The 15,202-nt window shown below is 48.7% G+C and carries 8 protein-coding genes and 1 pseudogene; 3 read left to right on the forward strand and 6 right to left on the reverse strand.

Annotated elements, in window-relative coordinates:
• Positions 1 to 48 precede the first annotated feature (48 nt).
• On the reverse strand, positions 49 to 1,008 hold the full coding sequence (locus tag O3C43_14420) for a TonB-dependent receptor plug domain-containing protein (protein MDA1067684.1): 960 nt from the start codon (positions 1,006 to 1,008) through the stop codon (positions 49 to 51).
• 796 nt (positions 1,009 to 1,804) lie between these two features.
• Here O3C43_14420 and O3C43_14425 point away from each other — a divergent pair.
• Positions 1,805 to 1,999: a hypothetical protein gene (locus O3C43_14425; GenBank protein MDA1067685.1), complete on the forward strand. Its 195-nt coding sequence runs from the start codon at positions 1,805 to 1,807 to the stop codon at positions 1,997 to 1,999.
• A 148-nt stretch (positions 2,000 to 2,147) separates the two neighbouring features.
• Here O3C43_14425 and O3C43_14430 read toward each other — a convergent pair whose 3' ends face one another.
• The 3 genes from O3C43_14430 to O3C43_14440 all read right to left on the reverse strand — a co-directional run bounded on the left by O3C43_14430 (position 2,148) and on the right by O3C43_14440 (position 7,803).
• Positions 2,148 to 3,191, reverse strand: a complete 1,044-nt coding sequence (locus O3C43_14430; GenBank protein ID MDA1067686.1) for an NAD(P)-dependent oxidoreductase — start codon at positions 3,189 to 3,191, stop codon at positions 2,148 to 2,150.
• Positions 3,188 to 4,009: an aldolase/citrate lyase family protein gene (locus O3C43_14435; protein MDA1067687.1), complete on the reverse strand. Its 822-nt coding sequence runs from the start codon at positions 4,007 to 4,009 to the stop codon at positions 3,188 to 3,190. The genes O3C43_14430 and O3C43_14435 overlap by 4 nt, the downstream gene beginning before the upstream one ends.
• A 461-nt stretch (positions 4,010 to 4,470) precedes the next feature.
• Positions 4,471 to 7,803 (reverse strand): hypothetical protein, encoded by a 3,333-nt coding sequence (locus O3C43_14440; protein ID MDA1067688.1) that lies wholly within the window; start codon positions 7,801 to 7,803, stop codon positions 4,471 to 4,473.
• Positions 7,804 to 7,915: 112 nt separating this feature from the next.
• Here O3C43_14440 and O3C43_14445 point away from each other — a divergent pair, with 112 nt between their 5' ends.
• Positions 7,916 to 8,098 carry a hypothetical protein gene (locus O3C43_14445; protein MDA1067689.1) on the forward strand — a complete coding sequence of 61 codons (183 nt, stop codon included), beginning with the start codon at positions 7,916 to 7,918 and terminating at the stop codon, positions 8,096 to 8,098.
• Positions 8,099 to 8,137: 39 nt separating this feature from the next.
• Here O3C43_14445 and O3C43_14450 read toward each other — a convergent pair whose 3' ends face one another.
• Both O3C43_14450 and lhgO read right to left on the reverse strand, forming a co-directional pair.
• A complete protein-coding gene (locus O3C43_14450) occupies positions 8,138 to 11,899 on the reverse strand; it encodes a PmoA family protein (GenBank protein MDA1067690.1) in 3,762 nt (1,253 codons plus the stop codon).
• A 243-nt stretch (positions 11,900 to 12,142) separates the two neighbouring features.
• Positions 12,143 to 13,363 carry an L-2-hydroxyglutarate oxidase gene (gene lhgO, locus O3C43_14455; GenBank protein MDA1067691.1) on the reverse strand — a complete coding sequence of 407 codons (1,221 nt, stop codon included), beginning with the start codon at positions 13,361 to 13,363 and terminating at the stop codon, positions 12,143 to 12,145.
• 299 nt (positions 13,364 to 13,662) lie between these two features.
• On the opposite strand from lhgO, the pseudogene O3C43_14460 reads away from it, so the two are divergent.
• Positions 13,663 to 15,150, forward strand: a pseudogene (locus O3C43_14460) (PQQ-like beta-propeller repeat protein).
• Positions 15,151 to 15,202: the final 52 nt, after the last annotated feature.

Here is a 15,202-nt window from a genome sequence, read left to right on the forward strand (position 1 = left end):
AACTCCTCGGACTTGTTCAACAAAGGACATAGATCATGCTACGATGATCTACGATCCTTTAACTGTTGGAGTCTCACGAAGAAACAGCTGGAATGCTTCATGACCATTATGAGTCGGTTTCGCAATTCCGAGGGGAGACACATCAAACCACCGGCTTACCATGTCCTGCGGAGGAATCGAGCGTGGACGGTTTGCAGTGATCGATCCATTCTCGTAGGTCGCACGCACAATTGTATTCTCGTATGGGCGCCACTCACCGGCGATGGTGATGCGACTGTCGTGCTCAAATGCTGGCTTCTGCTGGTAGAATTGCTCTTCATTCAGTGCAGCTACACGAATGGATAGCTTATCTTCGATTAATACTTTTTCCACATCGAACTCCGTCCGATGAGAATCGTAGCTTCCATACTGAAACGAAACTTCTCCGTGATTCTCGAAGACCGGTGCTATGATTTGGTTATTGATGATACCGGCCGGACTACCCAGGCCGAACAGGATCGAATTCGCCCCGCGATTAATCACAACCCGACTGGTGTTGTAAGAATCCATCGCGACGATGGTCGGAAAATAATTACGTGTAAGGTCAGCTGCCGCCAAGCCACGCACACGGGTATTTTGAGTCGGCCTGGTAAACTGCGCATCCAAAACCCCGCCAACTGATCTCGACTCATCCGGATTGGCGAAATTGCCTCCGATACCGAGGACTTCGGTATTTGCCGTGTAGACCAGCAGCTCCTGCAAATCCGTGGATCCGGTATCGTCCATAAACTCTTCGGTGACAACACTGATTGTAGCCGCGATATCCCTCAACGGAGTTTTCAAGCGGGTTCCAGCCAGGGAAGACCGGGCCAGGTAACCCACGTTCTCCTGTTCATCAATGGTGAAAGGACTTAAGGTAAAAACGTCTTCATCGTCTTCTTGGGCAGTTAACGGGGATAGTCCGCCGACTATACCGAGAGTTAGTACAGCGATTAGCGCGTACAGCAGTCTGTTATTTTTGAGTTTCATAGGGATGATTTGTTATTTTTGGGGTTGGAAAGAAATTGAGTATCAGTGATCCTCAGCCTATCGGAAAAACTATAAAGAGCGTCGTTAGAATAGTTCGAATAGGATAAGTCTCAAGGAGAACTCATAGGTAAATTAGGTGGGGGGAAGGAGTCAAGGATTAGATATCCAATTTTGGATATTTGATATAAAGTTGAAATCATCTCCCAAGCAGACAGGAATTTAGAGGCTTATACACATTTTAAAGACACGGAAGCCACGGGAGAGCTAAAGGTTTCAAACGTATTTCCCGGCCATGATTTCCAGCTGCCAGCCGTTTTGTAAGAGAGGAGCTTGCTCCCGATAACGAAGGTCTTTTGTTTCACGGATCGGGAGCAAGCTCCTCTCCTACAGTCAATTAATGTACCTCTGAAATTACGGAAGTTATGTAAAAGACTATGGCATCTTGCCGGTGCACCAAACAGGCCAGTCGTCGCTATTTGGAGCTATGACGCGGCGCGGCAGGACGCCTGTTCTACCCTATTTTGCCTAACGAGGGTGCAATTTCGAAAGAACTCATACACTATTTGTAGAACGATGACAATAGGGTCAAAGAACGATGACAATAGGGTCAATGATCAATTATCAAGTGAACCAACCGCCAGACTAACGCTCGGTCAGTTTTTCACCGGACTATATAAAACTTAATTCAGACCAAGGTATCCGTGAACAACAATCGCTGATAGATACTTGATGATTGACTATTGACCCTGTCGGCTAGTCCCTGATCGACTTAATCCACGCCAAAGGATCCAGCTGCATGGTCGGCTCCTCGCGCTACCTGGACCGTGAATTAAAAACCTTGGGACAACCCTCAACTCATTTGAAAGCTTCCTACGAGAAGTTGCTTGCCACAGGCATCGACATCATCGAAACCGACCTGCCGATTCAGGTCAGTGAACTTATATATCAAAACACTAAGGTGCCAACCCACAAAGCCAGGTTTTTCAAATAGCCTGGATAGACGGTTCAAATCTGGAAACCGAACCTTGGGATATATATTCAACTGTAGGGGTAGGTTTATGCCGCCCTAATAACTTTAATGAGGGATCGCGGCGTAAAGCCGCTCCTACAATTAGAAAGACCATCGAACTTTCCTTAGTTCACATGAGATCGATTTTCAAACGCTCCCACTTTTTTTGGAAAGAAACTTTATCGAACACCTCAGGATTGATTGAACTACGAGGGCGCCGTCCTTGAGCGAGATCGATGATGCTTTGGCTGGCAGTAGAACCAATGTCTCGAAACAGTTCATGGGTCCACGCGATACTATGGGGTGCTAAAATTACGTTATCCAATTCACCAAATCGATGTGGGCTGTTAATGGGTTCTCCCACAAAACAATCGAGCGCCGCGCCTGCTATTTGATCTGAACTAAGCACTTCAAAAAGAGCGTCCTCGTTGATGATACCACCACGCGCTGTGTTGATCAGATAAGCGGTCGGTTTCATCAGAGATAATTCGTGATGCGATATTAGATTTGTCGTCTGTTCGTTCAAAGGACAATGCACGCTCACAAAATCTGCCTGCTCCATGAGTTCGTTGAGTTCGACCAAATCCACCCCAAGTTCAGATGCTGCCTGGGCATCTAGAAACGGGTCAAAAGCCAAGGGGCGATTCATGCCAAATCCGTCCAAAAGTTTTACCAGGGTGCGTCCGATACCACCCAGACCAACAATCCCAAGTGTATGTCCGCGCAACTCAGATCCCATAAAACCACTACGTCTGTCCCACTGGCCTTCACGCACCAGCCGATCTTTCATGCGCATGTTATGGCTCAAGGCGATCATCCAGCCAACCGTCGCCTCGGCAACAGGACGATCAACGGCACCCACCGCGGTGCAAAGAACAACGTTGGCTTCCGTGCAAGCAGCTACGTCTACTTTCTCGAAACCCACCCCGAAACGACTGACAACCAACAGGTCCTCACTTCGTGCAAGACTCGCACGGGACACCGCAGGGGTCAGCACAATCACCCCTTGGACTCCCTCCAGTTGGTCTGGCCCAATTTCGGGTCTATGTTCCTCGAAAGGCACCACCTCAATACCTTCGGTTCCTTTGAGCAGACTCAAATCGAAATCCGGGTATACCGGAACGCCATTCTTAAAACTATCCCCGGTCAACGCGACTCGAAACAGCGAACTCATAGAGCCCCTCCTTCTCCGTCCCTTGGGTCGAGACTGGTTGTCGGCATTCGATCTCGGTCGACCGCTTTTAGCGATTCATGCAGTGATCGCAAAAAGAGACCGGCGTCAGATCCGAGTCCAATCATGCGAAATCCCTGATCCCGACGCTGCTGTAAGTCCTCAATACTTTTTGTAATCAACCCGCACTGTTTCCCAGCTGCCCGAATCGTGTCCTTTAATTCTAAAATCTGTTCGGCAACTCCCGGTCCCTCCCACTGACCGCGATACCCCGCACTCGCAGAAAAATCTGCGGGGCCAAAAAACAAAACATCCACTCCGTCCAAGGCGCACATGGCCGCGACATTGGGAACCGCTTCCACACGCTCAATAAGCGGTATTACCAGCACATGCTCATTCGCAGATTCTGTATGCTCGACCAGAGCCTGTCCCCAGGCAGTAGCGCGTTCACCTCCGATACCGCGCCGTCCTTCTGGAGGGTAGCGACAATCAAGAATTGCAGCTTCCACATCTTCCACCGTTTCGACCCAGGGAACCACGATTCCATCCGCTCCGATGTCCAAAACACGTTTAGTGAGTGAAGTGCTCCTTTCCGCTATCCTGACCAACACAACCGTATCACTGCGCAGGCCTGCTCTTACGTGTTCGTTAATTTCCTTCCAACCAAGATGCCCGTGTTCGGCATCCACCACAACCCAATCCAAGCCGAGGGAAACCGCCATGTCGGTCAGTGAAGCCGACTCAAGGGTAATCCAAAGACCATAGACAGGTTCGTCCGCGGCCAGCTTAGCTCGGAGTTTTTTCAGGGCGTTGATTTTCATTTTAAAATTTCGTAACTATTACTTTGAGAAAGTAGCACGGGCATCTTGCGTGTTTATTTTTCGGAGCAAAACAGACTGGGAAGCCAGAACCATATACACACCCACCAAAATTCCTGCGGTTACATTAATTGACTGTAGGAGAGTAGCAAACGTTAGGATGAAAATAGAGCTAAAAAATAATGAATCGATTCATGAGATTAAGATATGGCTTAGTAGGTAAAGGAATAAGGCTGTAACTGTGGAAACGGAAACAACAGATGACCTGGTATACGCAGATATGAAGTAATAATGTTTTTAATCATCTGTGTCTCTTGGAGTTCATCTTTTCAATACGACTCGCTCGGCGATCGACCCCTACCTACAAAAGGCACTGCCGATTCTATTGATCATTATGTGTCAAAAAAGAAACAGGCCGGGAATCCCTTGCTACGAATTCCCGGCCCGATCGCAAAAATCTGTTTTTAATAACTCAGCGACCCACTTAGTTCGAATGTGCGCTCAGCTGGAATGCGAATGACCGGAATCGTTCCATCAGGATTTGCGACAACGGGAATAAGATCATTCTCATCCAAAAGGTTGCGGACGTTGAGCTGAATCCTCAACAAGGTATTTCTGCCGAAGTAAGGGCCGAGCTCCTTTTCCCATCCTACCCAGGCATCGACCATGGTCTCGGTCGGACCAAAATATGGGTGAGCAAGATCGGGAATGTAAACCAGATTATCCGGGGTGCTAAGTTCAGGATCGACTAGAATGGGACGACCGATGCCAATTTCGTCCTGCCAGCGCACCGCGCCACCGACGTTAAACCCCCGGAATCCGGAATTATTGTCAAAGTTGTAATTGGTCACCAGGTTCCAGCGCCACTCACGTATCTCATTGGTTTTCTTACCACCGTCCTCAGCAATCTTGATCTTGTTTGCGATGAGTCCGGTCCGGTTGGTCCAACTGCTGATTGTTTCAACTTGTCCGCTACTGGTATTGAAATCACCGTATTCAGCCAATACCGGATTCATGGTTTCTTGAATAAAAGCCGCCAGTAAGGGAGCGGTGTTGGTAGCTGATACTTCCTGTTGGGAAATATTGAACATGAGTCGCCAATTTTCAGTAAGGTTGGCCACCGCTTCGATTTCAAGCCCTTCGGACAACAGGTCGGTAGGGAAGGTCAGATTGGCCGGGAGATTCCGGACGACGAACTCTTGATCCGCGGAAAACGAGAAGTATTGTTCGAGATACTCGGAGTTACGGAAGGGATCGTAGTTGGCCAACCGAGCCATGTCGGATCTATTGGTAAGGTTGACCTCAATGTTTTCCGCACGGGATGCAGGCGCATAATTACGCAAATAAGGTCCCAGCATTCCACCAAAGTTGGTGGTTAAACCAGAGTTCTCATCGAGCTGCAGAGTCTCATACTTGTTGACCCGGATACTGAAGCGGTCGTCCAGGAACGAGACGGTGAAGCCCTTTTCCTCGGTGGATCCACTGACCGGACCGAGACTTTCACCACGCAGGTTGTTTCGCTCCGAGCCGATCTGCGAATTTTCCGATTTGGAAAAATGAAAACTGAGTCCAAATCCTCCGACAGCGTCCATCCATTCGTCGGGCACATGGGCGACCACACCCCAACTACTGGAATCGGTACTGGACTTGAAGGTAGGATCACTAGGAAGGAAGAATGCATCGGGACTGATATCCCGGGTATTATCATTATTTCGAGGGGGTTGTGGTGTCGTCCAAACCTTTACATCGTCCTCACGGTAGCCATAAGTGGCAACGAGGTGATCTTCAAGAAAACCACTATGGAGAATAAGCGCTTTACTTTCGATGTGGTTCTTCGACAAGGAACCGCCTGCGGGAAGATTCGATCGCGTGCCGAACGTACCGGTGGTAAACAGTTTCGTAACCGGATCGCGATAACTCATCGAGTAGGAATCCTGAAACTCCAGTTTAGATCGCAAGTTGGAGGCGTGGGAATCCGCCGAGCTGGACTGGTTGGCGATGCTGTCGCTCAAATAGACCAGGCTGCCAACAGCCGTTACGTTCAAAGCGTTGGGGGGGTTCCCGTTCTGCTGAAAATTATCATCCCACACGTGGTTGTAATAGGTGATGTTCCTCGCATTCCTTTTCGCGTCCTCCAAAAGAGCGGTGAGGGTGTGATCGCCCAGCAGTTCACCCCAGAAGCCATCCACTTTCTCGGTGGCATCGAATTTGAAAAAGCCCGTAAAACGGTGATTCTCAAGATCGATGCTGCTGGTAGTTGTTCTTCCGCCGTTCCCACCAGCCGATGCGAAAAGACGCCCGAAGTTTGGATTCGCATCTCCATTGGGATAGGTAACATTTACATCCACCCCGATGGCCCCAAAGCGGGAACCGTCACCAATGACATTCCAAAATCGATTACTGTAATCTTCTTTATTAAAGTGATAAGCCAGTCCGGCATTTCCTTCCAGAAAGGTTTGCTCTAAGGACCCGGTAAAGACATCGAAACTTTCCATTTCTCTTTTGTTGGGTCCGTCGAAGAGCAGGTTGCGGAAATCGAAGAGACTCGTATCAGTGATATGTTCATTCACATAAAAATCCCGCGTGGCCGATTTTGAATTACCGTTCTGATCCTTGGGTGAACCCAGCATATTTCCGTACAGCTGGTTCACTCCTCGAATTGTCACAAAGGATTGGAACCTTATACCATTGGAGGCATCCGGTCCAAACCTGTTATTAATAATGGGAACAAAAGCATCGGTGCCATTGGGAAGGGCTCCACCCGCAATCCCGAATTCGGGGCCGGCATAAACAGCAGCTGCTTCGAAAGTAAACCCAATCGGCCCCCAATACAGGTTATCCACATTCACACCGTTTTCATCATAGAGGAACAATTGGAACAGATTGTGGGGATCATGCGTTGGTTTTGCTTTGCCGGTTGGAGAGACATCGAACCACCGGGTTACCATGTCCTGCGGGGGAAGCGTACGAGGACGGTTCGCGGTAATATCACCGGATTCATAGGACAAACGGATAGTACTATTCTCAAAGGGGCGCCATTCACCGACTGCAGTGAAACGCTGGTCGTGCTCAAAAGCTGGATCCTGCTGGTACTTTCTTTCCTCATTCACGGCCATCAAACGGATTGACAATTTATCCTCGATGAGGACTTTCTCAAAATCGATTTCCCCGCGTTGTGAGTCGTAGCTGCCCACCTGAAACGAGACCTCTGCGTGATCCTCAAAGACTGGAGCTTTTATCTGGTTATTAATAATACCCGCCGGACTACCCAACCCGAATAGGATGGCATTCGCCCCGCGGTTGATAACGATACGGCTGGTGTTATAAGAATCAAAAGCGACCGAGGTCGGAAAGTATTCGCGCGTCAGGTCAGCGCTAGCCAGGCCTCTTACCCGGGTATTTTGAGCCGGATTCCTGAATTGCGAGTCCTGAACCGCGCCGACAACAATCGACGTATTGGGGTTGGCGAAGTTACCGCCGATTCCCAGGACTTCGGTGTTGGCGGTGTAGACAAGCAGTTCCTGCAAGTCCGTGGAACCGGTATCGTCCAAAAACTCTTCGGTGACAACACTAATGGTCGCGGCAATATCTCTAAGAGGAGCTTTCAGACGAGTTCCAGCCAAGGAAGACCGTGCCAGATAACCAACATTATCCTGCTCATCAATCGAGAACGGGGTTAATTCATAGATGTCTTCATCATCGTCTTCCTGGGCAGTTAACGGAGATAAGAGGGAGGCAATCCCGAGTGTCAGTACAACACATAGCGCACACAGCAGTTTATCATTTTTGAGGTTCATTTCGAGAAGTTGTTTTTATTAGGGTTAGTTTGAAATACGCGTCCGATTTTCGCATGTCACCGACTAACAAGATCTGTGGGGCGAATACTGAAAGCTAAGGAAAAACCTAAGCATGAAAAAAGAAAGAGGTAGAAGTCAAGGATTTGATCTCCATTTTTGGCTTTTGAACTTTCTTGATTTTGCCTCAGCGGGTTTTTGCGGAGTCAAGTCTGCACTTGTTTCTCCGGCCAAGGAATTGCCGATGGCCGTATATACAGGACAAGTGACGATTCCGCAGCAACACTCTTCGATTTGAGTCTTGGCGATGCAGAAGGTAGCTTGCTGCTGATTTCTACTAATTTATTGGATGCGTCGTTCTCAAATACCCGATCAGGTCACGGACCTGGCTGTCCGACATCGCGTTCAATTGCCCTTCGGGCATCATCGAAACAGGTGATGTTTGACGGGACAGTATTTCGGATTTTGCCAGGACCACTTCCTGGCCCACCATCGCCAGGGTCAGTCGTTGATCATCCTCGGCGGTGACATTCCCTGCAAAGGTCCGACCATCTTGAGTTGAGATCGTGACCAGTTGGTAGCCCTCAGGAATTTCACTACTGGGATCGATGATGTTGCTTAGAATATATGCCAAGTCAGCACGGTTCGATCCTGTGATGTCTGGACCTATAATGCCACCTTCTCCATACATCTTGTGACAGGCTGCACAGGTTTGATCGAATATCGTTTTACCATTCATGACATCGGCATGAGCCATGTATTCATCGGTCAACAAGAATTTGTAGCGGTCCATAGCCTGTTGCTTGTCTTTGCTCAACGTTTCCATGGGTCCCCACCAATCTACAAAATCCGGACCGACCACCCGCCTGAGCTGGCGAGCATTCACCGCAGAGATGTCACTTCGAGGAATCGAATTTCTTTTCAAAGCCGCGACCAATGTTCGGGCACTGCCACGACGAGTGGCCAGCGTTTGAACGGCGACTGCTTTTTCCTCAGGTGTGAATTCAGAATAGTATTCTAAAATATTCTCCTCAATAGAGTTATCTTCGTAAGAAGAAAGAGCTCTCAATGCGCTCAGTCGAAGATCAGAATTCGACAAGTAGCCGAGTATCGAATCAAAAGCCGGTGGAAATACATCGAGACCGAAATTCTGCAAAATTTCTTTGCGTCGCTCGAGATCAGTGGAGGAATCATTCAACTGAGCCAACTGAGCTTTACCGGCTTCTGCACTGCCGAATAACTGACCGATTTGCAGGACAAGATTGCGCAGGCTATCTACCCCAATCAGATTCGACTCCATCTTCGACCAGCCGACGGGAGCGCTAAGATCTCTCTGCCCCAGCAACCCATCCCGCATGCCTTCGAGCAAGACTTTCCTGGAAGCATTCGAACTAGCTTTGGAGATTTCCCCCACTACGACATCGAGCAGTTGTCCTGATGTTGCTCTACGCGCAATAAACTGTGCCACTAAAGGAATGTTGCTTGAGGAGGCGAGCTGTAGCGCTTTTACCGGGTTTTCAGGAACATTTGGCTCCACACCAAACCATATCATCTTGGGTATATTATGGTCGTCCTGATCTTCAGCGCGGCTCAATAGACCTTCAGCAATATCCCAGGTACTTGCTTTCGGAATACGTTGTAAAGCTGAGGCCAAGTATAGACGAACGACAGGAGATGGATCTGACTTTGCCATGCTGATGAATTTCTTCAAAGCGGCCTTCCCAGGGTCCATATCCTCACATAGCAATTGAATGGCCCAGGCACGGACATATTCCGCCGAATCATTCAGAACCTTAACCAGCTGATCTTGAGAAGCTCCTCCCGTAACATGTAATGCCCACAGGGCACGTAGCTTGCGTCCAGAATCCGATTGACTCTTAAACATCGCCCAAAGCTTGTCATGAACACCCGGCGACAGGATACCTTCTTCAGCGCGTTCATGCAAAATCACGCGGGCATGACGCACATACCAATCGTTCCTGTGTAACTGCATTTCGACCAGCTCGCTATCACTCAGATCTTTTAGATTAAAGTTCGTTGGGAACGGCGTTCCTTCAGGCGCCAGACGATAAACTCTGCCTGTGTCTTTGTCCTGAACGTCATTGCCACAAATATCGCCATCGTGCCAGTCCAGCATATAGATCGCGCCTTCAGGGCCGATTTCGAGACTGAAACCTATCCATTGAGGATCATTGGCCAACACCGTGTCCTCACCGTGTTTCGCAATGAAGCCGGAACCGTTGCGCACCAGTTCATCGTTTAACAGGGCATGCTCATGGATATTGGCCATGAAAAGTTTGTTGTGGTATTTTTCAGGTAACAAATCCGCCAGATAAACACGCGCCCCTCCATGAGCGGAACGGTGGCGGTGATCCACGATCGTTTGAATGTCGGAATACACATAGGGATTGATGTGCTTTCCGCCTTGGCGGTGAAAAATTCCGCCCTGAATAATATGAAAGGCGTGAGGAATCACACAGGCAGATATAAAAGCCTGTCCATGGTCGTCAAAGTCCAATCCCCAGGGGTTACTAAATCCGTGAGAGACGACTTCAAAACGATCCTTGATCGGATGATAGCGAAAGATTCCTCCATCAATAAACTGACCATCGACGACTTCCTCACTGGTTGGAAAGGGATCACCTTTCTTAAATACGCGACCCCCATCGACAGGTTTACCAACCGTGGAAGGAGTAGCAAATCCCTGGCAGCCGTAGAGCCATCCATCCGGGCCCCAAATAAAACTGTTTAACACCTCGTGACGATCACGGATTCCCCAGCCGGTTAAACGTACTTCGATTTCCTCGTCGGCTTTGTCGTCCGCATCACGGTCAGGAACAAACATCAAGTTTGGTGGAGCCCCTAGCCAGAGTCCATCGAAGCCCACCGCAATGGCCGAAGGAAATGGAATACCTTCCAGGAACACTTTCTTCGTATCCATCTTCCCGTCTCCATCCACGTCTTCGAGGATTAGAATCCGGCTATCCCCATAATTGGAAAAGCCGCTTCTACGCGTTTCATAATCGCGATTTTCTGCTATCCACATACGGCCCCGATCATCCCAGCAAAACGCTAAGGGTTGGGTGATTTGCGGTTCCGAGGTTACCAAGGTAACTTCCAGCCCATCCGGCACGGTCATTTTCTCGATCGCTTGTTCACCGGTTAAAAATTCAGCCTCCTTTGCTTCATTTCTGGCAGTGATCCATTCAGCATAGTTATTGGTCTGCCCGGTGTAGGCTTTCCAGTCCTCGTGCATATGAATATCGTTCAACTGACCGGTATAAACCTTGAATTGGTGGCGGTAGGTCTTGGTGGCGCCCGCAGGAATTTTCCAATCGCCCAAAAGGGACCTGGCCGGCCCGACACCCAATTGATTATCCACGCGCCAAGGCATAGGAAAGGCATCGTTATCCGGATGATCAAAAATGGCGATGTGCCCCCAATCGTCTTTGTCGCGTCCCTTTATTTCCATTCCAACATCCACCCAGGATGAACGCTGCCCCTCAGCGCGTTGGTTTTTCTGACGAGAACTGTTTACCACTTCGCCTTCGTTTCCTACTTCCCAGGGCATGCGAAGAAAAAGCCCACCATACTTAAATTCGGAAATGGTGAGATCAGTGTGGGCTTTTCCAGACCAGACAAGATCGATGAAATACTCATCGTCCAGGTCCCGCATGGACCAGACCTGAGTCTCCTCCATCAGGGCCGTACCTTCTTCGTCCAACAGATGATAAATCGTCTCCCACTGAACCACCTCGCCTTCAGCGGAAATCACATTGGCCTCGAGTAATTTCCAATAGCCGTTGGAAGGGTTGTGGAAGTAATCGCGTCCGTTGACCCGGGTGAATCCCCAATAGAGTCCTGTTTGATGCAGGTGGTGGCCCGGGCTGTATTGAGTAAGCTCACCATTACCATCCGGTGCAACGATCGGATGTATGTAGGGCCGATGATCGGCGCGCACATTTTCCACCAGAATCGGTTCCGTCCCATTTTCACGGAAAACAGAAATCTTATTGTCGCTCTTTTCCAGACGGAGAACTCCAGCAAACAACTGGGCAGATGTGAGAAGAAAAAAGAGAAAGAATATACGAGGTAACATAAGAGAAGATTGGTAAAATTTTGGAAGTCTGTCTTGCCTAAAAGTGACAGTTTTTTTAGCTCCTGGCCATCCCACTTCTTGAAAACAATCAAGCCCAGAGATAGAAGACCAAAGAAACAGACTTTCACTTCACCGCTAACGAAGAACGATTTCAAGCCTGCAATAGAAATAAGTCTCTTTATCGAAGTTCATGCTAAAACCTGCATTTTCTATCTTCGTTCTTCTGAGGTTGTTTTCTCGACCTTACTTTCTCCAGCCAAAATGCAGCTCGGCCATTTCTTTTATGTCGTTTCCAATGGCCAGACATGCAGTTGCTGCAGGAGAAGGCGCATTGAGCACGTGAATGGCATCATCCTTATATTCTATTCTGAAATCGTCACGCGTATCCCCATCAACCCCTAACAACTGAGCTCTTACACCAGCTCTTCCAGGTTTGATATCCTCCATCGTCAAAGATGGAATCATGCGCTGTAAGGTTTCCAAAAACAGTTTCTTAGAAAACGCCCGACGGTACTCGTTTATAGCAAAACCCATGTTTCCAAACAGTAATTTCCAGGTACCCCGGTAGGTCAATGCATCGAAAGTATCCCTGAAACTAAAGTCGGTTTTGCCGTACCCTTCTCGCTTAAAGGTAAATACTGCATTGGGTCCGCACTCGATTTCTCCGTTGGTCATTCTTGTGAAATGCACACCGAGGAATGGAAAGTCAGGATTGGGAACCGGGTAAATCAAGTTCTTCACCTTATGCTTCGCCGATTCAGTCAGTTCGTAATAATCTCCACGGAATCCAACCACTTTTTCTTTTAAAGGCACCCCATCCTTCTTTGCTAACCGATCCGCTTGAAGGCCTCCGCAGAAAATCAGTTTTTTCGCCTTAAAAGTCCCCTTGCTTGTCTTTAGGTTTCTCAGGTTTCCCGTCCTCTCAAATCCGAGCACTTCATGTCCGGTTAAAATCTTGGATTCACTGTTTATCGCCGTAACGAGTTCAGCCAGTTTATTGGTCGTACCGATAAAGTCGATGATACCGGTACAAGGAACCCAAATACCACCAATCGATTTAACATAAGGTTCAATTTCCTGTAATTGTTCAGCCGAAATTTTTTCGATTCCCTCGGTATTGTTTGCCAAACCATTGGCAAAGATCTTATCCATGAATGGCAATTCAGACTCGTGGGTTGCCGCCACCACCTTACCACAAACGTCATGAGCGATATGATGTTCCTTTGCGAAAGCAACAAGCTCATGACGGCCAATGACACAGTTCTTTGCTTTTTTGGAACCTGGCTTGTAATACAGGCCGGAGTGAATGACGCCTGAATTATTACCTGTCTGGTGTGGTGCCAGATGGTCTTCTTTTTCTAAAACCAGCACTTTAAAACCCGGGTAGGCTTTTTGTATCTTATAGGCAGAAGCTGCTCCAACAATCCCACCACCAACAATGGCGATATCAAAAATAGTATTCATAATAATCAGGAATCGATTTCCTTGTTTTCCTAGTGAACAAGAAGGATCTGGGCGGATGACACAATACGTTTATAGCTTTGAATCCGAAAAACTGACCAGCGAATCCACCTGGTCAGATACATCTGCGACAGATGGGCTTAAGATTCCATTTGAATAGGCCGTAAAATGTAACCTGCCGATCCAACTCAGTCGTTAACAACAAAACCAACTAATACCCCGTTTTGCTCTCGAATTCTCAAATACATCCACACTTTGAATAAAATCAAAAATTTGCGGTACTCCAAAAGCTCCATTCTTTTATGAAAACACTTAACGCTTCATCATTTCTGCTTTGCTCTACAATTGGCCTTTTCTTTACTTCTTTCGCCGTGGCGGATGAATGGTCACAATACCTGGGCCCCAACCGCGACGGGAACATCAGCGGATTTGTAGCACCCGATACCTGGCCCAAGGAATTGAAGAAACACTGGAATCTTGAGGTGGGGGAAGGTCTTTCCCAACCCACCCTGTCTGACGGAAAACTTTATGTTTTTGCTAAAGCAAACGGGCTGGAAACCATCTATTGCTTAGACGCTGACAGTGGAAAGGAAATCTGGAAGAACGCCTACCCCTCTGCCGCAATCGAAGGCGGACCCAGCCGACATTCCGGACCTCGAAGCACACCTACCGTGGCCAACGGGAAGGTGGTAACATTGGGCCTGCATGGAGTGGTTTCATGCCTGGATGCATCCTCCGGCAAGCTCTTATGGCGAAAAGAAGATATTGAAGGCGAGCTCCCACAATTTTATACCTCCTCCTCTCCGCTGGTGGTAGACGGTTTGTGTATTACCTAGATCAGCGGCATCCATGCTTACGATCTCGATTCAGGAAAAGAAAAGTGGAAATGGACAGAAGATGGCCCCTCCTACGGATCTCCCATTTTAATTCATCTCGACGGAACGAAAGCTATCGTTACACCGACTCAAAAAACGCTGACCGTGCTGCGGGTGTCGGATGGAAAACAGCTTTGGCAGATGCCATATAACCAGGGAAGACAAAATACAGCTTCACCTATCGTGAGTGGTGAAACCTTCTATCTTGCCGGCCCTGGTCGCGGAATGACAGCTTCCAAATTTATTAAAACTTCCGACGGATTTGATACAGAAGAACTGTGGCAGAACCCCGAAAACTCTCTTCAATACAATTCTCCCATTCTTAGAAAGGGTTTTGTTTACGGAATTTCTCAACGGAATGAATTGTTTTCATTAAACGCCGAAACAGGAAAGACGGCCTGGACATTAGCAGTGGGTCCCATTCCCGACGAAAACCGTCAACCGGGCGGACAAGGACGTCGCCCACAGGGACAAGGAGGGCAAGGCGGCGAGCGCGTGCGTGGTGAAAATGCCGAACAGGGTCAGGGTGGTGGCCAGGCGAGACGTCCCGACAGAGAAAGCGGTAGTCAAGAAGTACAGCAAGGAGGCCGAGGCGGACAACAGGGAGAACGCGGCGGACAACAACCGGGACGTGGAGGTCCCGGAGGAGGAGGCGGACAAGGCGGTCGCGGACCTGGTGGTGGCGGAACTGGCGGAGGCCAACCCGGGTTTGGATCCATTCTCGCAACCGATTCCGTTTTGATCGCACTGACTCCATCCTCTGAATTGATCGTTTTTCAACCTGATGAGAAAAACAGCAATGAGCTCGCCCGTTACAAAGTTTCTGATTCACCCACCTATGCCTACCCGGTCCTGGCAGGAAACCGTATTTTTATTAAAGACCAGAATTCGGTGACGCTTTATTCGATTGATTAGGGCAACTCGGCGGGAACGCAGGTGCAGTCATCCTTTATGACTCGCGGCGATT

This window comes from Verrucomicrobiota bacterium (genome assembly GCA_027622555.1).
In the GTDB taxonomy this organism is placed as follows: Bacteria; Verrucomicrobiota; Verrucomicrobiia; order Opitutales; family UBA2995; genus UBA2995.

What these genes read in the sequence shown, in the direction of transcription:
- O3C43_14420 (MDA1067684.1), bottom strand. Translation starts at nt 1,008, where the DNA reads ATGAAACTCAAAAATAACAGACTGCTGTACGCGCTAATCGCTGTACTA.
- O3C43_14425 (MDA1067685.1), top strand. Translation starts at nt 1,805, where the DNA reads ATGGTCGGCTCCTCGCGCTACCTGGACCGTGAATTAAAAACCTTGGGA.
- O3C43_14430 (MDA1067686.1), bottom strand. Translation starts at nt 3,191, where the DNA reads ATGAGTTCGCTGTTTCGAGTCGCGTTGACCGGGGATAGTTTTAAGAAT.
- O3C43_14435 (MDA1067687.1), bottom strand. Translation starts at nt 4,009, where the DNA reads ATGAAAATCAACGCCCTGAAAAAACTCCGAGCTAAGCTGGCCGCGGAC.
- O3C43_14440 (MDA1067688.1), bottom strand. Translation starts at nt 7,803, where the DNA reads ATGAACCTCAAAAATGATAAACTGCTGTGTGCGCTATGTGTTGTACTG.
- O3C43_14445 (MDA1067689.1), top strand. Translation starts at nt 7,916, where the DNA reads ATGAAAAAAGAAAGAGGTAGAAGTCAAGGATTTGATCTCCATTTTTGG.
- O3C43_14450 (MDA1067690.1), bottom strand. Translation starts at nt 11,899, where the DNA reads ATGTTACCTCGTATATTCTTTCTCTTTTTTCTTCTCACATCTGCCCAG.
- lhgO (MDA1067691.1), bottom strand. Translation starts at nt 13,363, where the DNA reads ATGAATACTATTTTTGATATCGCCATTGTTGGTGGTGGGATTGTTGGA.